The organism is Streptomyces sp. NPDC048420 (genome assembly GCF_040651535.1).
Taxonomy (GTDB): domain Bacteria; phylum Actinomycetota; class Actinomycetes; order Streptomycetales; family Streptomycetaceae; genus Streptomyces.
In genome coordinates, this window is record NZ_JBEZKG010000006.1 from 119,534 (window position 1) to 145,324 (window position 25,791).

Consider the following 25,791-nt stretch of genomic DNA (forward strand, 5'->3'; position numbering starts at 1 on the left):
CCAGGAGTAGTTGTGGCTCGTACCTTCACCTATCCGCGGCCGAGGCCGCGAGGCCTGCTCGGCCGCAAGCTCGAAGCCGATGAGCAGCTCGTCTTGGGAGCGGGCTTCGTCGGCGGACTCCTCGCTGCCGGGATCCTCGGCGGCATCCTGCTGAAGATCGTCGGCTTCGTGCTGATCGCGGGAACCTGTGCCTGGGCCACTCTGGCGCCGTACAAGGGGCGCACCTACGTCCGGTGGTTCGAGATCAACCGGACTTACAAGAAGCTGCTGCGCGACGGCTCGCTGCTGTACAAGTCCAGGGCGCCGTACGCCGGCCGGTACGCCGACGGCCGCCGCGTCCCCATCGACGTACCGGCCGGCATTCCCCGGAACATGCAGTGGATCACGGCCCGCACCGCGTTCGGCGAGATCGCGATCGTGCTGCAGCCGGACGAGCTGATGTTCACGGCCGCCGTCGAGGTCGAGGGCCAGCGCGACTTCGGCAGCCTCGACACCGCCGACAAAGAGTCCCTGATCCGGGCTTATGAGCACCTGCTGAAGACCACGGCCGACAGCGGCGGGCGGATCCGCCGCCTTCAGTGGATCAGCAGGGTCATCCCCACCGACCCCAACGCCCACGCCCGGGACGCCGCCGAGCGCCGGGACAAGAACAGCCCGCCGGCGCTGCAGCAGTCCTACGACGAGCTGATCCAGCGCGTCGCCGTCACCGCGGAGGACCGCCGACTGCTGCTTGTGGTGGGCATCCCCTACACCCCCGACCTGGTCGCCGAGGCCCGCCGCTACACCACCCTCCACGAGGGCTACGCGATCACGCTCGGGCAGGAGATCGAGAGCTTCATCCGGACGCTGGGCCGCGGACAGCTGCGCCACGTCCGCAACCTCGACGAAGCCGGCCTGGCCTCCTACCTGCACCACTCCTACGACCCCAGTCACTGGATCGACGACACCGCCGGGATGGACCGGGTCACGTGCTGGCCCGCCGTACTCGATGCCCGCAACAAGAAGTACATGGCCTCCCGCAGTTGGGAGACCGCCGAGGACAACTGGTACTCGATGACCGCCTGGGTGAAGGAACTTCCCGTCCTCCCGGTCGGCATCAACTTCCTTGCGCCCGTTCTGCTCTACGTCCAGGACATCATCCTGTCGGTGTCCGTGGTCATGGACCTCGTCAGCACGGACCAGGCGATCACCGAGGCGATGGCGGACGCCACGAACGAGCTGGGCCAGGCGGACAAGAAGGCCGGGCGCATCGAGGACCCGCGGGAGCAGAAGGCCCAGAGCGCCTCGATACGCACCATGCGGGATATCGCCGACGGCGCGGCGGGCGCGCGGCTCACGGCCTGGATCACCGTCACCTCGCCCACGCTCGACGCCCTGCGCCGGGATGCCGACATGGTCCGCGCCGGCGCCACCCGCGCCGGACTGCGCATGGAGTGGTGCGATGCCGAGCACCACCGGGCCTTCGCCAACACCCTGCCCTTCACCGCCGGACTGCTGAAGGAAGGGCGGTAGCGATGCTGGAGATGCTGCGGCGCCAGACGCAGACCCGGCGACGGGCCGTCCGCTCGACCACCAGCCACGCCTGCGGTCTCTACCCGGCGGTCGGCGCGGCCAGCATTGACCCCCGCGGCGTGATCATCGGCCGGGAGGCCTACAGCGGCAAGGCCTACATCTACGACCCCTTCGTCCTGTATAACCCGCAGGCCCGTGTCCGGCTCGCCAGCGGGCACGCACTGATCCTGGGAAAGAGCGGATACGGCAAGTCCGCGCTGGAGAAGACCTACGTCCTGCGCCAACTGCGCTTCAAGGACCGGAATTTCGCGATCCTGGACGCGCAGGGCGAGGACGGCGCGGGCGAATGGGACGGCATCGCCCGGCAGTTGGGCATCACGCCCATCCGGCTCGTCTACGGCGCGGGGGACGGCGGCGAAGGGGTGCGGATCAACCCGCTCGACGGCCGCATCCCTGCCGAGCACCAGTTCAAGGTGCTCGTGTCCATGATGGAGATCCTCACCGGCACGCTCACCTCGCAGACCAAGTTCGCCCTGGCCGAGGCCCACAAAACGGCGACTGCCGCCGCCCGCGCGCAGCAGCGCGTGGCGATCCTCTCCGATGTCCTGGACGCGCTCACCGCCCCGCAGTCGACCCTCCTCGGGCAACAGCCGGTCACACCTGAGGAGTTGACGGAGTGGGGCCAGCCGGCAGCCCTGGCCCTGGACTCGTTGTGCAACCCCAGCCGGGACCTGGCGGGCATGTTCGACGGGCCGACGACCGAAGGGATCGACCTCGACGCCCGGTTGATCATCTTCGATCTGACGAAGCTGCCCCGCGAGGGCGAGGCCATGCCCCTGCTGATGGCGGTCATCGGGCCCTGGCTGAGGTTCGGATGGATCAAGCCGGACGACCGGATCAAAAGGACTCTGATCGTCGAGGAGGCCTGGCACATCCTCTCCCACCGGCCGGTCGCGCGGCTCTTCGAGGAGCTGGTCCGCTACGGCCGACGCCTGGGACTGTCCTTCTGGGCGGTACTGCACCACCTCGGGGACCTGCTGCTGGAGCAGGCGCCGGAAGCGGCGGCCATCCTGAAATTGACGGCAACCCGGGTTCTGTACCACATGGACCGGGACGAGGCCGAGACCACCGCCGACTACCTGGGGCTTCCTGACTGGGCGCGTAAGGCGCTGGCGGACGGGTCCAACGTGTGCGCGCCCGGACGGGCTATCTGGCAGGTAGGCTCGCGAATCAACCTCGTGGAACATATACGGACAAAGTTGGAGATTCGTCTCACGGATACCAACCGCAGGATGTCCGAGGGCCCGCGCGAGTCCGCAGACCGCCACGGCCACGCCTCGGCCCCGATTATCCCCCTCCACAAGGGGGCTGCGGCATGATGCCGAAAGCCGCCACCCCGAAGACCGCGGCACGCCTGCGCCTCGGGCGCGACACAGTGTGGATCATCCCGCTGATCGCGGCGTTCGTGCTCACCGCACTGCTGTGGCTGACCGCGCTGGTGTCCGGAGCCCTGGCTCACGGACGGCCCGCGTCCATCACCTGGGACTCGGCGGGCAAGGCGGTCACCGCGGTCGTCCGGCACCCCGGGGACCCCGCGGCGGCCTGGCCGCGGAATGCGGGTGTGGCCGGTCCCTTCGTGTTCTGGCCCACCTTCCTCGTGCTGCTCGCCGCGGCCGGGTGGGGCACGTGGAAGACGTACTGGTGGTGGAAGCGCCGGGGTGCCGACGGCGCCGACGGGATGGCCACCCGGGCCCAGTTGGAGAAGGCCATGGGCGAGCCGCAGGCCCTGTCCCGCGCCGGGTCCCTGCGTCCCACGCTCGCCGAACAGAACCCGAAGGCCATCAACATCCGCGATGTCGCCGTCTACATCGGAAGCGCCGACCCCACGGACATCCCTCTGTGGATCACGATCGAGGAATCGATGATCCTGGTCGCCCCGCCGCGTGAGGGAAAGACCTCCCAGATCATCCTCCCGGAGATCCTCGAATTCCGTGGAACGGTCCTCGCCACCAGCAGCAAGACCGACGTCCTCTACAACACGGCACTTCTGCGGCAAGAACACGGTCCCGTCTGGGTTCTGGACCCCACGGGACTGTCCGGCTGGCCGAATCAGCTGCGCTGGCCCTTGACCGCAGGATGCGAGGAGTACCAGGTCGCGCGAAAGCGGGCCGAGACCCTCGCGGCAACCACCAAAAGTGAAGAAGGGACAAAGAATGGCGGTTATTTCGCGCTCAACGCGAAAACCCTTATTACCTGCTGGCTGCATGCCGCAGCCCTGCACAAGCGTCCGGTTCTCGACGTGCTGGCCTGGGCGACGGACCCGGACAACCGCGAGGCGGTCGACCTGCTGGCGGCGAAGGGCAAGCACCTCCTCGCCGCCGCGCTGGCCGGTCAGCACGCGGCGGCCGAGGAGGAACGTTCCGCCACCTGGAGGACCGCGGAGCAGAGTTTCATCGCGCTCTATGACGAGAAGGTCGCCGAGATCTTCGCTCCCCAGGGGGACGTGGAGGTCTTCGACATCGAGACCTACCTCCGGCGGTCCGGAACCCTGTTCCTGATCGGTGAGGACGAGGAAGGAAGCGCCTTGGCCCCGCTGAACGCGGCTTTCGCCAAAGCGATGTTCGACACTGCCAAGAGGGTTGCCGCCCGCAGTCCCAACGGCCGTCTTCCGATTCCGCTCGGCTGTTTCCTGGACGAGCTGGCCAACGTCGCGCCGCTGCCGGAAATACCGAGCCTGATGAGCGTCAGCGGGTCGCAGAACATTTTCATCATGGCCGTGCTGCAGGGCTATGCCCAGGCCGAGGAGCGCTGGGGCGCCCTGGGGGTCCGGAAAATGTTCGCCAGCGGCACTGTGAAGGTTTTCCTGGGCGGTATCTCGGATCCCGAGGAGCTGAAGTCCTACAGCTCTCTCGCGGGTGAATTCGACGAGGACGTGGAGACCGTCTCCGACGACGGGGACCGGGTCTCGGTGTCCACATCGGTCCGTCGCCGAGCGGTCGTCGAGCCGGCCACGATCCGGATGATCCCGGAACGCGGCGGGATGGTGTTCCACCGCCGCACCCCCGCCACCCTCGTGACGTTCGTCCGGGCCCACGAGGGGCCGCGGGCGGCGGAGATCAAGGACGCCACCCGCCGGGCGCACGAGATGGTCGAGGACCGCGTCCGCCTGGGGAAGGCGGGCGGCCATGGCTAGCGGCTTCGAGGACATCTTCGCCGAACTCACCAACATCAACGCAGAGCAGGTCCTGCTCAGCGAGCGCGTGAAGTTGCTGGAGGAGCAGCTGTCGGCCACCGGTACCTCCGGCGGTGGGGACACGGACGGCGAGCGGGAGCGCCCGGCCGGCGAGCCGGTGCGGTGGCACGAACTCGCCGCCGAGCAACACGCCGTGCTCTGGCCGCAGTTCGTGTCCTGGGTGATCTGGGCGGCCGACCGCTACGAGATGACCACCGATCAATTGCCGCGCCAGTGCTGGTGGAAACACGGCGCAGTCGTCGAGGAACTCACTGCCCTGTGGACCTCGCACGAGTCGGCGTACGCGAGCGGGGAGGACGGCGGCTCGGCGCCCTACCTGTGGCAGGACGCCCTGGCCCGCGCCCTGGAGCGCCTGGGCCGGTTCTGGCTCGGCTCCTGCCGCAACGGCCAGCACAAGGCCCGCCACCGCGATGCCGTCTGGAGCGGCGATGCCGAATACCTGGCCCTCCTCCTGGCCGCCGGAAACCGCGAGACCGACGGCAATCCCCCCGGACCGAGCCACGCGGAGCCGCCGGAAGACGACGAGGACGGCAGGACATGACGACACCACACAGGAGCCCATCATGATCATGAACAGGTACGGGCGCGCCGCCTTCACCCACTGGCGAGAGCACCTGTCACACCGGTACGGGACGCTGCCGGATCCCCTGGCCTACTTCACCCAACTCGGGATCGCGGCCGAGCGGCAGGCCGGGGAACTGCGCGACGCGATGGTCCTCGCCGGAACGCCCGCCGACGGCGAGACCGAGGAACAACGGTCCCACCGGATCGTCTCTGTCGGTTACGAAGCCGACCGGGTCGTTCTCCACGAGTTGACACGCCCACCCGCCGCCGCGTTCCCGGACGGCACCAACCCCGTCCGCGGCATCGCCGTGCCGACGTCCCCCTCCTAGCCACCGGCCCGCCAGCCGCACGCACCCCGCGGCTCTGGGCCCCCGTCCACGCATCTGCCTTTCGCACCCTGGGAGCAGGCGTTGAGTACACCGCAGCCGCCCGCCGACGACCATCCGACCAACAACGCCGACGGCTTCCTGCCCGGCCTGGACTTCGACGCCCAGGCGCTTCGAGGGCCGGGCCGATCCCCAGCACGCCCGGATGATCCGTTGGCGGGAGAGGATGAGACAGGGCACCCGGCCCCGTCCACCAGGTCCAACAGTGCTGAGCAGGCAGGAGAGTTCGACCATGAACCGGTACGGCGAGCAGGCGATGACGCACTGGAAGGAGCACAAGCCCCAGGCGTTCGGGGAGCTGGAAAACCCGGAGGAGTTCTTCACAGCACTCGGGGAGGAGATCTCGACGGAGATCGAGACGCGAGCCCGGGAACTGGCGGGTCAGGAGCCGGACGGGGAGGGATACCTGCAGCGCCTGCAGCGCCTGAACACCTCCCGTTTGACGGCGGAGGGCGAAGTGCTGCGGGAGAGGGTGCTCCTGGACATGGAGCCGGATCAGGAGTAGCGCAGCCTGGGCCGCGTACGGAGCGGGAGCGGGTCGCGGCGAACATCGCGGCCGTGCACGTCGTTCTCCGCCTGCGGGCGGAGAACCGGCCGGCCACCGAGGCCGAGCGGCAGGTGCTCCAGCAGTGGACGGGCTGGGGCGCCACACCGTACCTGTTCGACGAACGGAAGAAGTTCGCCGCCACCTTCGCAGCCGAACGCGCCCATCTGCGGGACATCCTGTCGGAGGACGAATACGCCAAGGCCCGCTCCTCGACCCTGAACGCCCACTACACCGATCCGGCCTACGCCCGCGTCGTCTGGCAGGCCCTGCAGCAGTTCGGCGTACCGGCCGGAGGGCAACTGCGGGTGCTGGAACCCGGCGTGGGCGCCGGGCGCTTCCTTGCCGATGCCCCTGCCGACGCCGAGATCGTCGGCGTCGAGGTCGACCCCATCACCGCGGCCGTCGCACAGGCCCTCTATCCGAACGCGCAGATCCTCACCGAGTCCTTCGCCGACACCCGGCCACCGGAAGAGGACTTCGATGTCGCAGTCGGCAACGTGCCGTTCGGCAAGTACAAGCTCCGCGACCCCAAGTACAACCCCGGCCGGCGCCACTCGATCCACAACCACTTCATCCTCAAGAGCCTTGAGTACACCCGGCCCGGCGGCATCGTCGTCCTGATCACCTCCCGCTACACCCTCGACGGCACCGACGAGGCGCGCGAAGCCCGCGAACAGATGGCCGCAGTCGCTGACCTCCTCGGCGCCGTCCGGCTACCCAGCAACTCCCACCAGGATGCTGCCGGCACAAACGTGGTGATGGATCTCCTCATCTTCCGGCGCCGCGGAGAAGGCGAGACCCCCGCCGGAGCCGACTGGCTGACGGTAGAGCCGACGGTCCTGCCAGGAGCACGAACAGGCGTCGCCCCGCAGCCCATCGAGATCAACAACTACTTCGTCCAGCACCCAGAGATGGTGCTCGGCACACCGAAGGCCGACATCGTCCGATACGGCCCCAAGCTTGTTGTTGAGGGTAATCCGCAAGCCGAAGCCGCACTCCGCACAGCCCTGGACCAAGTCGCACAGCAGGCCCAAGACGCGGGCCGTACGTTCACCGAGCGCATGGTCTTCCACGGGACGCTGGAGAAATACGACGGGCTGCTGGAGCTCGGTCCCGAAGGCACCTTCACCGAGATCCGCAACGGCCGCCCCGTCCCGCACGTACCCGCCAAGACACAGGTCCGGGAACTGCGCGAGCTGATCGGCCTGCGCGACATCGCGGTGGCCCTGCTGGATGAGGAGTCGGAGAACCACCTCACCACCCCCCGCATGACGCAGCTGAGGGCCGAACTCAACCGCCGCTACGACGCGTACGTGACCCGGTTCGGTCCGATCAACCGCTTCAAGGTCAACAACCGCCCCTCCGCCGACGGGACACCCGCCGAGGAAGCGAGCGAGCGCCGGACCTACCCGCGCATGGGTGGGTTCCGCAACGATCCCTTCGCCCCGTACGTCTTCGCACTGGAGAACTTCGACGAGGACACGCAGACGGCGAAGAAGGCCGACCTGTTCGCCAAGCGGGTCGTCGCCCCGCCCGAGCCGCTCAAGCGCGCGGACAGCCCCGAGGACGCCGCGCTGATCTGCTGGGACCAGCACAACGAGATCCGCCTCGACACGGTGGCCGCCCTGCTCGGCCTGGACAGCGAACAGGCGGCACGCGAGGCGCTGGGCACCCTCGTGTACGACGATCCGGACGGCGGGCTGGTCCGCCGCATGGAGTACCTGTCGGGCAACGTCCGCCGCAAGCTCGCGGCAGCCGAGCAGGCCGCAGCCAAGGACCCCAAGTACGCCGTCAACGTCGAAGCGTTGAGCGAGGTCATCCCCAGGGACCTGCAGCCCGCCGAGATCGAAAGCCGGCTCGGCGCCGCCTGGGTCTCCGCCAAGTACGTGCAGCAGTTCTTGCGCGAGATCCTCGAAGACGACGACGTCAAGGTCAGCAATCTAGGCGCCCGCTGGAGCGTCAAGGGCGGCGACACCGCCAGTCTGCTGGCCCGCACCGTCTGGGGCACCCAGGCTCGCTCGGCGCAGGCCCTGGCCAGCAACCTGCTCAACAACCAGGAAATCCTGGTCACCAAGAAGCTGCCCCCAGACGGGCCGACGGTGACCGATACGAAGGCGACGGCGTTCGCTCTGGCCAAGTCCAGGCAGCTGGACGACCGCTTCCGGATGTGGCTCTGGGAGGACCCGGACCGGGCCGAAACCCTGCTGCGCTACTACAACCACCGCTACAACGCGATCGTCCCCCCGAACTACACCGGCGTGCAGATCACCGCCCCCGGCCTGTCCAAGGCCTACACCCTGCATCCCCATCAGAAGGCCGCGGTCGCCCGGATCCGCGCCACCAAGACCGGCGTCGGGCTCTACCACGGCACCGGCGCGGGCAAGACCCTCGAAATGATCGTCGGCGGGATGGAGCTGACCCGCCTCGGCCTGGCCAAGAAGCCGGTCTACGCCGTCCCCAAGGGTGTCCTGGGCCAGTTCCAGCGCGAGTTCCTCCAGGCCTACCCCCGGGCCCGGATCCTGGTCGCGGACTCCTCCGACCTGACCGGGGAGCGCCGTCACCAGTTCGTCGCCCGTTGGTCGACCGGCAACTGGGACGCGGTCATCATCAGCCACACTGCGTTTAAGAAGATCCCGATGTCCAAAGTGGCCCGCCTGGACTACATCAGCCAGGAGGTCAAGCGCCTGGAGGCGCACCTCGACAACGCGGACGGCGGCGACAAGTTCACCGTCAAGGACATCGAGAACCAGATCGCCACCTTGAAAGGGCGCATCGAGGACGAGATCAAGACGCCGGGCGACTCCGGGGTGGAGTTCGAGCGGACCGGCTCCACCTACATCTTCTACGACGAAGCCCACACCCTGAAGAACCTCCGGGTGATCTCCTCCATCCGCGAACTGGCCCTCGAAGGCAACCAGATCACCGCGGACATGGACATGAAGCTGTCCTACCTGCGCAAGAACTACGGCGGCCGGGTCGTGACCCAGGCCACCGCCACGCCGGTGGACAACTCCCCGATGGAGATCCTGACCGCCATCAAGTACCTCGCCCCCGACCTCCTGCGCGACGAGTGGGGCATCGAGGAGGACGACCAGTTCGTCTCCACGTTCATCCAGCCTGTCAACCGGGTCGAGATGAGCCCGGACGGCAATTCCTTCTCCACCCGCGCCCGCTACGCCCGGTACGTCAACCAGACCGAACTCAAGCGCGTGCTGTTCAGCATCGCCGACGTCAAACTCAAGAAAGATCTCCAGCTCGGCGAACCGGCCATCATCGGCGGGGAGATGCGGATCCTGGAAGCCGAGGCCTCCCCGGAACTGCGCACGGTGATGCAGTCGCTCGGCACCCGCATGATGGGCATCCGCCTCGGCCAGCCCGACATGAAGTTCAACCGCAAGGGCAAGCTGGTCGAGGACAACACCCTGTGGATCTCCACCGACGGGCGGCTGGCCTCGCTCGACGTGCGCCTGGTCAACAGGAGCACCACCGAAGCCCAGAAGGTCGACGTCGCCGCCGACGAGCTGTTCCGGCTGTGGCAACTGCACAAGGACGACGTCTTCTACGACGAAGACGGCAACGAGGAACCCAACCGCGGCAGCCTGCAACTCGCCTTCTGTGACCTCGGCGTACCCGGCCCCGACAAGGAATTCGTCTTCTACGAGGCGCTGCGGGAGGCGCTGACCGCCCGCGGCATGCCGGGCAGCCTCATCCGCTTCGACCAGGAGGCAAAGAACCCGCAGCAGAAGGCCCGACTCGATAAGGACGCCCGCGAAGGGCGGGTCGCGGTGCTGGTCGGCAGCCGGTCCGGCCTGGGCACGGGCCGTAACCTGCAAAAGCGCGTCATCCACGTGATGCAGATCGACCCCACGTGGAAGGCCACCCCGATCATCCAGAGCCTGGGGCGAGGCAAGCGCCAGGGCAACCAGAACACGGCGATCCACCACACCGCGATCGTCACCAAGAAGTCCTACGACCCCTTCCTGTGGCAGAAGGTCGCCACGAAACAGGCTTTCGCCGAGGCCATCCTCGACGTCAACGACACTTCGCGCATCCTGGAGGCCTCCGAGGACGGCGACGACGGCCGTATCCCCGCCGGCGTCATGTTCGCCGTCGCCGCGGACAAGCCCGAACTCGAACAGCTGGAGCGCGTCGAGGGCCGCCTGGCCAAGCTGCGCCTGGACCAGCAGATGTGGCACGACGAGCAGTTCGCCTACCAGGTCACCGGCGAGCAGGGGCGCCGACGCGTCCAGGACCTGAAGGCCCGCGTGCAGGAGGCCGCCGCCGCCATGGAGCGGCGCACCGACACCCGCGGCGATGCCTTCACCATGACGGTCGAGGGCCGCACCTTCGACGAGCGCCGCGAGGCCGGCGAGGCCCTGGCCCAGCGGCTGGAACGCCTCGCCCGCGCCTCGGTCGCCACCGGCATGCAGAAGGACGCTGTCGTCGGCGAGCTGGGCGGGTTCCCGGTCGTCGCCGTCACCCAGCGCGCCTTCGACGGCATGTACGTGCAGCTGTACTTCCGCGAAGCCCCCGTCGACGATGTCCGGCTGACCGCGAGCGGGCTCGCCAACCAGGACCGCGTCGGGCTGATCCGCCGCCTGGAGAACACGCTGGACAGCCTGGAATCCGTCCACACCAAGGCACAGGAGCACATCGCCCGCATCGAGACGAACATCGAGCGGGCCAAAGAACTGGTCGGCAAGCCCTTCCCGCAGCAGGCCGAACTCGACAAGGTCACGGCCGAGCACCGCAAGCTGACCAAGGCGCTCGGCGTGCATGGGGCTGTGGAGGCGAGCGAACCAGAAGCCCACGACACCGAGGTCACCGAGCCCGGCGCCGAACTCGTCGACGCAGCGGTCCACGACGCCATGGTCCTGGCGGGTGGCACGTCCGACGGCTGGGTGGAGGTCGATCCGGCCACCATCACGACCGCCGACCTGAGCGATACCACCCGCGGACTTCTGGACGCACTGGCCGATGGAGCGGGCACCGGGAACGGTCCCGCTGCCGTGCCCGCCAGCTCCGGTACCGGAACGCCCGACGACATCTCCTCCAGGAAAGTCCGAGGACCTGACCTCGTTGCCTCGGGGGCGCCGTACGCCGACGAAGTCGCTGCCGTGACAGGCGAGGAGGCTGTCCTGGCGGCCTTCGCCGCCTGGCAGGACATCAACGTCGTCGACGGGATGAGCGGCCGTGGCCACCAGCTGGCCCGCCAGATGAATGAAGCCGGGATCGCCCTGGCCGAGGCCCTGGAGCAGGAGCGCGCGAGCGCCCCTGAAGAATCTGCAACGGGAGGCGACCCGTGGGCTCTGAGCCTGTGCCGTGAGCTAGCGCGCACCAGTGAGGAGTTCCTCTCCTTCCTTGACTCGCCCAGCTTCAAGCCCAACGAAGCCGGGTGCGCGATGCGGGACCACGCCGAGCAGGTGGCGAGGACCGCCATCGAACACACCCGTCGGGGCGCGCCACTAGCAGATCGGCGACACCCCGCACGGCGGACACCGGCAGATCCTTCTCCCGCACGCCCCTCGGTGCCCACTGCGTCAGCGCACGGTGCGAGCGGACCGTTCGACCCGGACCGCTGGTACCAGCACACGATGCTCGGCGGGACGCTCAGCGACTCACGCGGCACGTTCCTCAACGACATCGTGCAGCAGCTCGGCCACGACGGGTCGGACGTCACCATCGAACCGGACCCCACGGGCACGGTGGTGATCACTGGCCCCATCGGGTCAGTGACGGTCACACCGCTCACCGAGGAGCTCCCTGCCAGCGTCGCCCATGCGTACAAGGACGCCATCGAGCAGCTTCTCCAGGAGGCCCAGCACGCTCTCCGCCCCGGCGGTCACCAGGCCGGTGACCTGTTCGACGACTGGCTGAGCACCCAACTTGACGGCCCCGCCCACAACTTGAGGGCCTCCCTGACAGACGAGGAAGAAACTGCCTTCCGGCAGGCGATGCGGGTGCGCTTCTATGAGACCTCCCCATGGGCTCACCCGGACACGGCCGACCGTCCCCAGCCTGGCGCCCAATCACGGCAGGAAGCCGCGGCCGACGAGGCCGATGCTCCCCAGCGGTCGCCCGAGCACGCACCGGAACAGACCTCCGGTGGCGCAATATCCGCCCCCGCGACCGAGCCGGCCCCGGCGACGACACCTCATGCCACCGCCGAGCGACCCTGGCGCATTCCGAACACGCCCTACACCGACCGGTCCGAGTACTGGCACGCCGAGCAAGCGGCACTGGCCACCTACCGCCGCTGGGCGGCGGACCATGCCCGGCGCCTGGCCACGGGAGAGCGGGAGGACGCCCTGACCACGGCGGCCGAAACCGCGATCGCCGCCAGCCGGACGGGCCGGATGGCCCGCCTGCTCGGTATGGACTCCGCACCCGAGTGGACGCACCTCCAGCACCTCGCCGACCAATGCCGTGCCGTGGTCGAACAGTGGGAGCGCGAAGACGGTCGGAGCACGGAGGGGAACTGGGAGGTCTTCACCGGCCTGCGCGATCACGCATCGCGGTATCGCAGCACCGTGGAGGACCCCAGCGGGGACGCCTACCGACGATGGGCGGGCTCTCCGGAACCCCTCACGCTCGACGAAGACGCCGTGGAATTCATCCCAGGCATCCTGCCGTGGGACCAGTACACCGTCACCGGGCCCCAAGGCCTGCGCGCCGGTCCGGTCAGCGGACGTGACCTCGCGGCTGGCCTGGCTCAACTCACCGCCGACGGCAACGGGGTTGAAGAGACCCAGGGCGGACTCGCGGTCTCCGGCCCCGACGGAGTCCAGTTCTCCGTTCGGCTGGCCGGGGCACAGCCGAGCACTCCCGTGCCGCCGTCCACCGCTACAACCACACCGGAACCGCACTCAGCGGCGGGTGCGGCCCCCTCTCCGGAGCCGGGTCCGGCCACTGATCCCGAGGTGGAGGTGACCGGGTCCACAGTCTCCACCCCGCTGGTGACCTCGGCGGGCGCGACGGGCGATGGCTTCGGCTCGGCACTGCCTCAGGTGGCGAACCTCGCGATCGTCCTCGGAGGCTATGCGGACGCGGCGGAACTGGTGTCTGGACGCCACTACGTGGCCTTGGCCACCGAGCAGCTCCGGCAGGTCCTCGCACGGCACGACAGCACGGACCCGACACCAGCACATCAGGAGGCCGCCGCGGCGGCCTCGGCGGTCATCGAGGGCGAACCGCACACGCCCGCCGACGTGTTCAGCCTCTACGACCACCTTGCCGAGACCGCGGTACAGCTCGCCGACGACACCCACCACGATGTGCGCACGGCCGCCCAGAAGGCCAACCAGTACGCGGAACGCCACCTGGCCCGCATGCAGGCACGTCGAGCCGACCTCGCCGACCTGCTCATGGACGCAGCCGACCTCGACGACGACCACACCGCCGTCCTCGACCACGATGACCCACTCCGGCTGACAGCTCCCTGGTACCAGGACCGCGCCCAGGTCAGCCACGCACTGACCTTCATCTTCGACGACTTCCCGAAGTGGCCGCACGCCTACGACGACCAGGGCGGCGAGCACTCGGACCAGCTGCGCGGCGCCATGCTCATGCTGCACCGTGGACACGACACGGTCGCCTCAGCCCTGACCGACTGGATGCAGGTCACCTCCTACGCTCTGGGCGCCGCGCAGGAGGCCGAGGCCGCCGGGGACGGGGTCAGCCGGTACGCGTTGCGTGACCTGGCCCGCCGGACGTTCCAGCACCACCAGCGCCTCGCAGCCCACGAGTTGGGCATGGAGGAGACCCCGTACGAAGGCGCCGACGACTTCGTCGGCGGCGCCAACAAGGCGGAAGCCGCGTGGAACTGGTGGATGGCGAGCGATACCGCCAAGACGCTCCTCGACAGCACGACGGCCGAACTGCGCGAGACGCAACTCTCCGCCGCGCGCGAGGCCCTGAACGCGGCCCAAGACACACGGTATGCCGCCGACTTCGCCACGGCCGACGACGAGACGCTGGACGACGTCAACCGGCACGTGACGGCGATGGCGCACGCCGCGTACGACCTGGTGCTGAGCCTGGACACCAGTGACTACCGCCATCCCGACGACGCCAAACGGCTGGACGACGTCGTCCGCTACTCGTACGAACACGCGGTCGCCTGCCGTGCCTCCACCGCCCGCCCGGAGACCGTCACTGCCGTGCAGGCCGGCGTGGCCCAGCGCCGCCAGCGGCTCGACGCCGAACGCGGCCCCGCCCCCGAACCGCGCGAGACCCCTCCATCCACCGGCGCCGCCCTGGACATCGAGCACCACTACCGGGGCACCGTGGTCCGCGGCACCACCAACGTGGACGCCGACGCGCCCGTACGTGCTGCTCTGGACCGCCACAAGTTCAGGTGGAGCCCCAACAAGAAGTTTTGGTACCTGCGGCGGAACATGAGCCGGCCCACCCGGGACCTCCACGTACGGAATCTGACCGCCGAGCTGACCCGCATGGGCCGCCCCTACCGGATGGTCGAGGAGCCCCGGCAGGAGACGGCTGCGGAGATCCTGATTCCCGTCGGCGAACCGTACGCGTCGAAGGCGGAAGCCCAGCAGGACTTCTGGGAGATGTACGGCGCACTGTCGGGGCTGAAGGACACCCCGGCGGGCCGACGCCTGATCGGACGGGGACTCACCGACCAGGGCGTGCCGACCCGGCCGGACGGCCAGGCGGTCTGGCTGGCCATGGAGGAACTGTGCGACGGACCAGTTGGCCGGGTGCGCGATCCGTTCACCCACCCTGCCGCCACTGTGGTCGAGCGCTGCACCACCCTCGCCCACGCCGTCCTACTCCTCGCCCAGAACCTGAAGGAGGAGCGTTACCGGGCGCCCGTGGTGATGGCCCACTTCCGCAAGATGACGCAGTACGCCGTGCAGTTGGCCTCGCGTATCACCGCAACCGCCCATCAGGGGGTCGACTGGCAGGAGATCTTCGGGACTCCCGCCCTCACGGCGGCACAGACCGCAGACGAACTCCCGGAACCGGTAGGACCGGAGCCTGCCCCGGAAGCCGACGGCCCCCGCCATCGCGACGCGCTTGAGGACGGGCAGAACATCCCGTCGACCGGCGAGGAAGGCGCCGACACGAGCTCCGGAGACGCGGTCGCGCAGCGGCCGGAGGAGGTGCCACAGCGGCGATTCGAGATCACCGTGGCGGCCAGGAGCGCCGCGGGACACCTGCTGGTCAACGTCGCCCTCCCCGCAGACCGCACCGGAGCTGCCCAGGAGGTTCCCGACCTGCGCAGCGCCGACATACCCGGGCTGGCCCTGCCCGCCCACACCGCGCTGCCCCTCCTGGTCCGACCGGCGAAGCTCTCCGACTCACTCGTGTCCGACGAGGAAGTCGAGGCCTGGCTCGACGAGCATTTGCCCGACAGCCCGGTAGCACCGGCATGGAACTCTCCCGCCGTACGAGTGGTGATCCAGCGGACGGTCCGCGACGTGCTGCGCGACTCCATGGCCCCCGCCGCCGAGGACGTCGCGGACTGGCTGGTGAACACCGCGCGCGAGAACCCGGGGCTGATCCAGGCCGCCCACGCCCACGAACAGGCCGACTTCCTGGCGGTCTTCGCGACCGCCGCCGACGAACTGATCACGGACGGTGGCTCGGAACACCTGCTGTGGACCTACCTCAAGGAAGACGGACGCCGTGAGGTCCTCAACCTGGCAGGCCCCCGTGCCCACCGGGAGCTTCGTCAGCAGACCGTGGAACCTACGCCGTCGGCGCCCGGCCCCTCCGTCCCCGATGAGCAGCCGACGGCTTCGCCCGCTGCCAAAGAAAGCGAACGCGAGCGGAAGCGCGCCGAGTTCCAGGCGGAGAGTTCCCGCTGGGCCACCGAGATGCGCGACGACGCCCGGGAACGAGCGGTACGAGTGGCCCTCGCGGACGATCAGCTGCGGGCACTGCTTACGGACGGGCGATCGCGCGAGGAAGCCCGTGAGTTGTTCATGGACTGGCTCAGTCACGCTGATCTTTCGGCCACGGGCACAGGAGGTGACCGGTTCCGGGACTGGTTCGGCCACACCCGCCAGGGTGTCGAAGAACAGTACGCGAAAGTCACCTTCAATCAGGTGTACGAGGCCGTGTCCGCAGCGCCGGCGGCCGAGTCTGTTCCAGAAGGCTCCGCTCGCCAAGTCGGCCTCGCTCCGCCCGGATCCGTGACACCGTCCGCCCCGGGCGACGACGCGGAAGACGGTTCACCACGGCCTCCTGCATCCCCACGCACCAAGGCCGGCTCGGCGGAGTCTCCCAGGCAGACGGCGGGCGGCAATCCGAGTGACATGCTCACCGGGCCGTATCTGGCCGAAGAACACCTGAACGCTCTGCCGCGCGGAACTCAGGAGCGACCGGTTGGCGACGCCCGCCTTGCCGTTCTGGTGACGATGCCGTTCCGCGACGGCCAGGTTCACGACGCTCTTCTGTTGCTACAACGCGTCGAGGTGGACGAGGAGTTCGGCGACGACCCTCTCGTCCACGGCGCGCAGATCGTACCCGCCAACGATCAGATAGCCAGCAGCGTGGATGGCCGCTGGACCCCCGAACAGTTGCTGTCCCTGCCGGACTCCCGGGTACTGCCGCTCGACTTTCCGATCACCTGGCCAGCGGTCGAGGCTCTGGCGGCGTTGCCGCATGAGGAGGCCCTGGAGCAACTGCGTTCGATGCAACAGCTGCTCCCGGTCCAGAGGATCGAGAAGGGCGCTCGCCCAGCACAGCGGCCGGAAGCCTCTTCCCGGGCTGAGGTAGCCCCCGGTGCGGATGCCGAAGGGGAGCACGGCGAGCCCGGCCTCTCGCTGCCGGTCGTGGAGGACGAGTTCTCGATTCTCTTTGCCGCTGACAGGGATTTGTTGCGGACTCGGGAGACCTCCGACGGGCAACGGGACCCCTCTGTCATCCACCTCGGCCAGACCAACGAACAAGGCGGTGTCCTCGCGGACACCTCCACCGTGCATCGGCTGATCGACGAAGGCGTTCTGAAGTTCGACCCGGGGATGGCCGTCGTTCCCACGGCGGCGGGGCGTCGACGGCTGAAGAACGTGAGGCTGGCGGACCGTCCACTGACCGCTGTTGGTGACCGTGTCCTGAATACCTCCACCGGCAGCGTGGGCATTGTCTGCGGCTACGTCACCAGTTTGGGAATCCAATACGCGGCCATCGTGGCCGACCGAGAGGGCTGGCCGCAGGGCTGGTCCACCACCGCCTACCCGCAGTACCTGACAGTGCTGGAGCCGGGCGCTATGGCCCCGGAGGACGCCGCGGAGCTGTACCGCACCGTGTCGTGGGGGCAACAGCCCACCCAGAATCCGAGTGCCACCACGGTGCCTGAAGGGGCCGCATCGGCCCAGCCCGAAATGGGCGACACACAGCACCTGTTGAGCGCGCAAACCGAGCCACTGACCCGTGAACACCTTCGGGACCTGCCGCGCTATTCGACCCGCCCCCCGATCGACGCGGAGATCCAGTTCGGAGTCGTGCTCACGCTCTCATTCGCCACCGGCGAGATGCCCGACGCCGTTCTCTTGCTGCAAGCCGCGGAAGAGGACCCGCGGTACGGCGACCTCCTGCACGGCGTTCTGATCGCGCCCGACAGCGAACTCGACCTCTCGTCCAAGACCGGGTACACGATCTTCCCGCGCGACCTGCTTCATCGAACGGACGCCCGCCTTCTGCCACTTGAGGAGGGACTGACCTGGGGCCAGGTCGAGGAACTCGTCCGGCTGCCCTACGTCCAGGCCCTGGGCCGGCTGCCGCTGGCCGCCCCGACCGAGCCCCCCGCAGGCTCAACCGCTCGGGACACACATGAGCCAACCGGCCCATCCGAGCCGCTGAAGGACCTGATCGGTGCCCTCGGCGACCGCGTCGCCATCGGTCACATCGGCCAGAACAACCGTCGGCAAGAAGAGGAAACTCCTTCGGCTTCGGCGCAGGACTCTGCACCCGCGTCGCCGTCTTCGGCCGCAGCTGACGAGGAGCAACAGGAGGACACCGTGACGGCGACCGAGCCGGAGACGACGGCCCCCGGACCCTGGACGAGCCGGATCAAGATCGTCAGCGATGCGACCGGCACCTACGTCACGGGCACGACCGGCGCCCCGCAGGAAGACGGCCTTCGCGAGTTGTTGAAGAGGGACAAGAACTTCAAGTACGAGAAGGGCCGTTGGCGCTACAACGGCATGCGCGGGCAGAAAGAGCAGGTCCTGGAAGACGTCCGGGCCTTTCTCGCGGCCCGGGATGCTCAGGAGGGCGCGGTCACGGAGGTGGCCAGCGGGAAGTACCCGCCGACAGCCCAGCAACAGGCGATCATCACCGCAGCCGTCGAGGGCAAGGACGTTGCCGTGCAGGCCCTCGCGGGCACTGGCAAAACCTCCACGCTGGTGATGATCGCTGCCCAGATGCTGGAGCGGCGCATCGGCTACATCGCCTTCAACCGCGCCATCGCAGACGAAGCGGGCCAGAAGTTCGGGCGCAACGTCACGGCAAGGACCAGCCACTCCTTCGCACTGCAGGATCTGCGCAACACCCCCTACCGGCAGAAAGTGTCCATCGCCGGGTCGCGCAACAGCGGCGCCCGGCGTCCCAAGGACGTCGCGGCTGCGCTCGGCATCACTGCTGAGATACGGGTCAGCGACCGCGACGGCAACCTCCAGCACGTCGGGCCCGAGGAGATCGCCAAGATCGTGATGGGGGCGATCCGCCGCTACCGGCAGAGCGCCGATGCCGAACTCGGACGCCAGCACCTCGGGGAGAAGTGGGCGCACGTACCCGCCGCGCGCACGCTGCTCGAATACGCCCGCCGGGCCTGGGCGGACATCGCGGATCCGAACAGCAACAAGATCTTCTTCGACCATGACGACTATCTCAAGATCTGGGCCCTGTCAGACCCGCGCCTGAACTTCGACACGATCTTCTTCGACGAAGCCCAGGACATCAATCCCGTCCTGAAGAAGGTGATCCAGGACCAGGAGGCCCAGATCATCGTCGTCGGCGACAGCAATCAGGCCATCTACGAATTCCGCGGTGCCATCGACGCTCTCAAGGACTGGCCGGCCGACGTGGTCTTGCCCTTGACACAGAGCTGGAGGTTCGGCCCCGCCGTCGCCGAGGTCGGCAACGCATACCTCGCCCTCCTCGAATCCGACCTCCGGTTGGAAGGCGCACCCACGCTCGACACCGTCCTGGGCACCGTCGAAGAGCCCGATGCGATCCTGACCCACACCAACGTCGGTGCCATCTCCGCCGTCTTCGCGGGATTCGAGGCCAGCAAGCGTGTTGCGCTCGTCGGCGGCGGCCGGGACATCGAAGACATCGCCTGGGCCGCCCGGGATCTCCAACAGGGCCGGCGCACCAAGCACCCTGAGCTGTCGGCCTTCGAGAACTGGAGCGAGGTCAAGGAGTACGCCGAGTCCGACGAGGACGCGAATACCCTGCAGATGTTCGTACGGCTCGTCGACCGCTACACGCCCCAGGGCCTGATCAACATGATCAGGGACTTGGTCCCGGAGGAAGCGCGCGACGAGGAGACCCACCCCGAGTTGGTCGTCTCCACCGCCCACAAGTCCAAGGGCCGCGAATGGGACGAGGTCCAGATCTGGGGCGACTTCCCCCAGCCCAAGGAGGACACCAAGACCGGCGAACTCGTGCTGCCCGCGCAGGACAAGCTGCGCCTGGCCTACGTGACTGTGACCCGGGCCAGGAAACGCCTCGACATCGGCTCCCTCGGCTGGATCCAGTCCATCGGCCTGATCGCGGACACCCCGCAAGCCGAGATCACGGCCGCCCCGACGCCCGAGCAGGCAGCGCCAACCCCCGCCGCCGTGGCACCAGCCGTCCCCGAGCCAGTCCTGCACGCAACGCCCCCTGCGGCCACAGAAACCGCGCCGCCGAGCACCGTCGACGAGCCGCAGCCTACGGTCGCGGAGACGGCGGCCGAGGAGACCGAAGCCCCGGTTCCCCAGTCGGCACCCGCCTCCGCGGAGCCGTCCGCCCCCGCACCGGACGACGGCACCGAGAACACGACGGAGCCAGACACCGCCCCGGCCGCCCAAACGGAGCCTCGCCCGCAGGAGCAGCCTGCGACGAGCGCCCCGACCCTGCACGATTCGGGCCAACCACTCAACGGAGCCGACCAGCCTTCACTCTTCACCGGCACGGCGGACAACACGCCCGCCGACGAGCAGGCAACGGCTCCCGCCGCGTCACAGGAGGCCGACGCAGGCATCGCGCCCCTGCCCTGGGACGACCAGAAGATCAAAAAGCGTGGTACCGCGGGAATCCGCCGGGGACAGAAGACCGAGATCCCGAACCTCGCTCGCGAGATGCGCGAGGCCCTCGGTGACAACCAGGTACGCGATGTCTGGGAACAGGACAATCCCTGGGCCCAGTTCGAGGAGAACCTCCGCCACGCCCAGAACCTTCTCCCGGAATCCGACTCCACCCTTCTCGCCCTGGTGACGGAGGCCGCCGAGGAACTGCGCACGCAGATCGCCCAGCTCGCGGCCGAGGCCGCCCATGCGTTCGACACCCTGATCCAGGATCGCGCTGACGATCCCGATCAGCTGGCCGAACTCGACGCCCAGCTCGGCGGCGAGCACCGCTTGCCGGAACTCACCGACCCGCGTGTCCGCCAAGCCCTGGCCCTGTGCCTGGAAGCCGTGGACGCAATCGAGCGCACGGCGCGCAGCCGCAGGCTCAGGCCCGCCGCCGCGCGGGACGCCCTGGAACAGGTCATGGGTCTGGCCGGCACGTCCTACAGCCCCGACGGCCAGCAGATATGGCCGAACGTCGACGCGGCCTTGGCTCCGGTCAAGGTGGAAGTGGACCGGGCCCGCGAACGCATCGCCGGGCTGTCCAACTCGACGGTCACCGAGCAGTACGCCCGGCTCCGCGCGCTCATCGCCGCCCACGAGGCCCAGCCCACTGTGGAGCCCCCGGCCCTGGACACCCCGGCGCCAGCCCCCGAGGCCCGCGAGAACACCAGCGAGCCTCCGGCACCAGCCGAGCAGGAGGAACACACCCCCGACCCGCTGACCGACCGGGACATCGGCGCGGCACTGGCGACGATCACCCCGTGGGACCTCGGACAGCTGATCTTCGAAATGGACCAGAAGAAGAGGAAGACTCCGCAACCTCTGGAGGGCATCCGCCTGCCCTCGGAGCCCGGCTACAACGAGGAGGACAAGGAGTTCGCCACCGCCCGCGCACGAAGCGGCGCTATCGAGATCGAGGTGAGGACCTCCGACGACGTCATGACGCCGGTCCGCGCCGGCCGGCTCACCCTGGCCAAGGTCATCTCGTGGCTCCGTCCGGCCCTCCCGCCGACACGGCGTCAACTGGTGGCAGCGGCCTGGCGTACCGGGAACGCAATGTCCCGCTCCGAGGAGGGTTTCAAGGTCATCGGTGAGTCCCGCCGCTGGCAGGCAGCCAACGACGAGGTACGGAACATCCTCAAAGACGCCCACGCCCGGCTGATGACGGAAGCCCTGGAAGCCCATCTCACCGGGACAGCAGATGAACGGCTCGCCCAGGTCCGCGCTGCTGAGAACTGGGCCCAGGAAGAACAGCAGCTGCAGCTGATCGACTTGGGCGAGATGGAGGAAGCCTCCGTCGACGTTGCCGCGTTCGAGCGGGTGACCGCGCTCAGGGCGGTCCTGCCCGACCGGCACAGCAGCATCTGCCACCTCAGCGAGGTCAAGCCGGGCGACTGCATAACCGACGTGTCCGAGGAACGGCTGCCGTTCATCGTGCGAGAGCGACCCGTGGTGAGCGCGGATACCGAGGTCTCTCTCATCGGCGACCTCGTGGCCGGACCGGGCGACCTGCGCCCCTACACGTGGGAGAGCGGCGGCTACCCGGACGACTACGTCGAGCCTCTTCTCCTGCCCCAGTCGCTGGCCGGGCTCGTCGACCTACCCGCCGACGCACCCGACCCGGCCGCCGTTCCCACGCCGGCCGTTGCCGCCCCGGCCGCCGTTCCCACAGCACTGGACACCGCGCCGGAGGCTGCGCCCTCCGCCACTCGTCCGGCAACCACCGAGCCGGACGCCGCACCTGGGCCTGAGGAAGTCTCCGACGCCCCCGAGCAGCAGTCCGAGGGACCGGAGGCGGCCGAGGCCACCGATCCGGCCCCCGTCGCCGGGCCTGGGCACCTTCCCTACGAGAGGCAGCAGGACTTCCTGGACGATCTCTATGCCACGGAAAGCCGCTACGCGGCCTGGGCGGACTCGGCCACAGGCCGGTTGCTCCTGTCGGAAGCCCGGGAACTTCAGGAAGAAACCGGGGTCACGGACGCCAATGAGGCGGCCCGTGTCCAGACGGCGTTCCGTGGTGTGATCCGGTCAGCCGACAGCGCCCACTCCGCCGCCGACGAAGTGCTCGCCGCCTGCCGGGACCTGCACATGACCGTCGCCGAAGCCGGGCGTTCCCTGGCCACACGTACGGCGTTCGTGTCCGCGGACGATCGGCTTCTGCTCCTCGCGGTGTACTCGCAGGCGCAGGAGCAGCTGGCGCGTCTGGAGGCCACCGAGAACGTGCAGACGCTGCTCGATAACGAGCACGACGGGGCCAGGCTGTTCTCCCGCTTCAAGGCAACTCGTGCAGCGGAGAATCCTTCGGCTGCCAAAACTCCCGAGCCCGCACCAGCGCAGGAACCGCGTGTGGCCGAGCCGCAGACGGCCGCGCCCGTATCGCTCCCGCCGGCCGACACCGCCGACGAGAGCGCCGAACCGGCGCCTGAATCGCTCGAATCAGACGTACCGGGCGTCGAGATCGTCGAATTGCCGGAAGTGCTAGAGGAGAGCACTCCGGAGCCCGCTCCCGCTGCTGGGGCCGAACAGGCGGTAGCCGGGCCTGCGCCGAGCGAGCCAACCGCAGAGGACGACTTCGACTTCTGGAGGGACGTCATTGGCGACGACCTCGTCGTGAACGGGGTCGTTTACAGCAGCAGTGAATGGGAGCCGGACCCGGAGGACGGCGTTCGTCGCCGCACCGAAGAGGACGACGAACCTGTATCCGCCCAGGAACTGGCGGCGATGGAACTGGACCAGGAGTACGAGGCCCTGATCAAGGAGGAACACATGGCTGCGACCGAGGCAGTCCAGGGACAGCCGGAGGTTGCGCAGCCTGAACCCGGGCAGGACGATTTCGACCGGCACTTCGAGGACATCGTCGCCTTGCTCCGGGGCACCGAACCTCCTGCTGAGGAGCAGGCGCCCATACCTCGGCCGCGATTCAGCGCCGAGGACGAACAGCACCTCCGTGAGCAGTACGCGGCCACCCGGCAAGCGCTGTCCGGGATCCTCACCAGCATCGACGCAGACCCAATCCTGCCGGCGGCTGAAGACGCCGCGGTCGAGGCCGGTGACGCCGCCGCCCTCGAAGCGGCGATGGGCAACGCCCAGGCCGAGGCGGGCTACTACTGGGGCACTCCCGAATGGACGATGATCCGCTCGATCAGCCAGGCAGGACAGCAGCTGAGCGGATCCGTCCGGGAGGCGTTGCTGACCTACGCGGAGACCACGCTCGGCGACATCCGCGCGCACGGCATCAACCGCACGATCGAAGCCCGCACGGCACGAGCGATCGCCCAGGGGGCGATGCTCCTGGCGCGTCGCCTGGAGCGGTCCGGCCAGCGTGACTCACGCGGCTGGCGGGCGGTGTGGGGTCTTCACCGGGCCGCCGCGACCCGCGCGGACCGCCTGACCGGGCTGCTGCCCGCCAGCCAGCAAACCGACCTCGCCGACCAACTCAGCCGCGCCTGGCAATGGTTCAGCGAAAGGCTCTCCGCCCGCTCCCAGGACACGGGCAACAGCACGGGCGGCGACGACCAGGGACGCATCCGTACGATGCTGTCGAACAGTGTCGAGTCGATCGGCCGCCTCTACGGTGCGGTCTCGGAGCGGCTCGGGAACCTGGCGCAGCATCCTGTGTGGCGGCGGATCGCCTCGGTGTGGACCGCAGTACGAGAAGCCGTCCACCGCGGTTGGCTCGGCGTGGGCCGCTTCCTGGCGGACCGTCAAACCCTGGGCACCGGGCGGGCGTTGTGGGTACGGACGCTGGAGATCATTTCTTCCGGGGCGCAGGCGTTGATCAACCGGCTGGCCGCGAACGGTGGCCGGAACGGTCTGCGGTGGAACCTGCTGCGGGTCTTGCGCCACGCTGCCGAAGACCACGTCGCCCACCTTCATGGCCACCTGCCCGAGGACGTGAGCACCCCGCTGGGTACCTACGAATCCGTCGTCGACGAGGCGGCCGAGCAGGCGCCCGCGGAGGCCGAGGGGACGGCACCGCAAGCGCCCTCGCCGGAGGGACCCTCTGCAGAAGGGGCCGAGTCGGCGCCCGGTGATGAGAACCCGGTGGAGAATCCGGATCTGTTCCGCGCGGTCGTGCTTCAGGTGGCGGCGAAGGAGTACACCCTGGCCCTGGACCTGAGCTACGACTACGGCGTCTCGGCGGCCGAGGCCGACACACTGCTGGCCCGCATGGAAGAACTCGGCGTCGTCGGGCCTCAAGGCGACGGCGGCGTCCGGGAGGTCTTGGTCGCCCCCGGCGAAGCGGAGAGCCTCCTGGACGCGACCCCGGCGTCCGACCGTCCCGCGCCGCGATGGCAGCCGGTCAGCGAACCGCTGACCCCTGCCTGGTTCGACGAAGTGAGGACGGCCATTCGAAGCGACGTCCAGCCCGATCGCGGGCTGTCCCGCCGGGACTTGATGAGCCTGCTCAACCACGAGAACACACGGCCGGGCAACCGGGCGGACGCCGGTCGGCGCGCGAACGAGTGCGTGGACCTTTTCCTACAGGGACGGGGCGCAGAGATCCCGCAGCACCTGGCGGGCGAGGGCTTCGCCTACGTACGGGGCACGTTCCACAGGGACTGGGCTCTCCACGAGGATGCGTCCCCCACAGCTTCGCCGGCGGCTGCGAGCGGACAGGCGGAGGCGGCGGGAGAGCAGGAAGCTGTCGCCGGGCCGGGACTGCCGCGTCGGCGTCGGCCGACGCCGACGGACGGTCCGTCGAGGATCGAGCGGGCGGCTGCGGGACCGCGGCGGCAGCCCGCCCCGACGGCTGGGCAGAATCCGGCGGTCACTGCGGGGGCGGTCGCGGTTCAGGCTCAACGGATACAGGACCGCGCCGACTTCGCACGGGCTGCCGCGACCAGCCCGGCCGAGGAGCGAGCAGCCGGAGTCCTGCAGACCATTGCCGCGCACTCCCGGGCCACCGCTGACCGCATCGCCGGAGCGGCACCCGCCGGGGGGCCGTCGGCTTCTCCGCAACCCGCGCTGACCGCGGAGGCCTTCCTCGCAGCGCTCAGGACCACAGCCCAGGCGCGGGGGGCGCAGATCCCCGACGATCTGCTGGCAAGCGCCATGGAGGCGGCCCAGGAGGCGGTCGCCGCGGCGCCGCAGAGTTCCGCAGGATCCGCCGCAGCAGTGCCCCGCCCGACGCGCCGGGGACAGGCGGCGCGAGAGCAGGCCGAACATCGGCTTCCCGGGCAGCACAACGCCCCGAGCGGCGTCGGCCGCAGGTAGGGCGCG

The 25,791-nt window shown here is 69.0% G+C and carries 7 protein-coding genes; all 7 read left to right on the forward strand.

Going from position 1 to position 25,791, the window contains the following annotated elements:
- Window positions 1-12: 12 nt before the first annotated feature.
- The 7 genes from AB0D34_RS12265 to AB0D34_RS12295 all read left to right on the forward strand — a co-directional run bounded on the left by AB0D34_RS12265 (window position 13) and on the right by AB0D34_RS12295 (window position 25,785).
- On the forward strand, window positions 13-1,512 hold the full coding sequence (locus AB0D34_RS12265) for an SCO6880 family protein (RefSeq protein WP_362660413.1): 1,500 nt from the start codon (window positions 13-15) through the stop codon (window positions 1,510-1,512).
- A gap of 2 nt (window positions 1,513-1,514) precedes the next feature.
- Window positions 1,515-2,891 carry an ATP/GTP-binding protein gene (locus AB0D34_RS12270; RefSeq protein WP_362660416.1) on the forward strand — a complete coding sequence of 459 codons (1,377 nt, stop codon included), beginning with the start codon at window positions 1,515-1,517 and terminating at the stop codon, window positions 2,889-2,891.
- Window positions 2,888-4,705 (forward strand): TraM recognition domain-containing protein, encoded by a 1,818-nt coding sequence (locus AB0D34_RS12275; protein WP_362660418.1) that lies wholly within the window; start codon window positions 2,888-2,890, stop codon window positions 4,703-4,705. Before AB0D34_RS12270 ends, AB0D34_RS12275 begins: the two co-directional genes overlap by 4 nt.
- Window positions 4,698-5,306 (forward strand): hypothetical protein, encoded by a 609-nt coding sequence (locus AB0D34_RS12280; RefSeq protein ID WP_362660421.1) that lies wholly within the window; start codon window positions 4,698-4,700, stop codon window positions 5,304-5,306. Before AB0D34_RS12275 ends, AB0D34_RS12280 begins: the two co-directional genes overlap by 8 nt.
- 22 nt (window positions 5,307-5,328) lie before the next feature.
- The gene (locus tag AB0D34_RS12285; protein ID WP_362660424.1) at window positions 5,329-5,658 is read left to right on the forward strand and encodes a hypothetical protein; all 330 of its coding nucleotides are present in this window, start codon (window positions 5,329-5,331) and stop codon (window positions 5,656-5,658) included.
- Window positions 5,659-5,947: 289 nt separating this feature from the next.
- On the forward strand, window positions 5,948-6,220 hold the full coding sequence (locus AB0D34_RS12290; RefSeq protein ID WP_362660427.1) for a hypothetical protein: 273 nt from the start codon (window positions 5,948-5,950) through the stop codon (window positions 6,218-6,220).
- Between the two features lie 53 nt (window positions 6,221-6,273).
- Complete coding sequence (locus AB0D34_RS12295; RefSeq protein WP_362660430.1) at window positions 6,274-25,785, forward strand: UvrD-helicase domain-containing protein; 19,512 nt, start codon at window positions 6,274-6,276, stop codon at window positions 25,783-25,785.
- Window positions 25,786-25,791: the final 6 nt, after the last annotated feature.

Bases quoted from the DNA above. Each gene is read 5' to 3' on its own strand.
- AB0D34_RS12270 (WP_362660416.1), top strand. From the start codon at position 1,515: ATGCTGGAGATGCTGCGGCGCCAGACGCAGACCCGGCGACGGGCCGTC.
- AB0D34_RS12275 (WP_362660418.1), top strand. From the start codon at position 2,888: ATGATGCCGAAAGCCGCCACCCCGAAGACCGCGGCACGCCTGCGCCTC.
- AB0D34_RS12280 (WP_362660421.1), top strand. From the start codon at position 4,698: ATGGCTAGCGGCTTCGAGGACATCTTCGCCGAACTCACCAACATCAAC.
- AB0D34_RS12285 (WP_362660424.1), top strand. From the start codon at position 5,329: ATGATCATGAACAGGTACGGGCGCGCCGCCTTCACCCACTGGCGAGAG.
- AB0D34_RS12290 (WP_362660427.1), top strand. From the start codon at position 5,948: ATGAACCGGTACGGCGAGCAGGCGATGACGCACTGGAAGGAGCACAAG.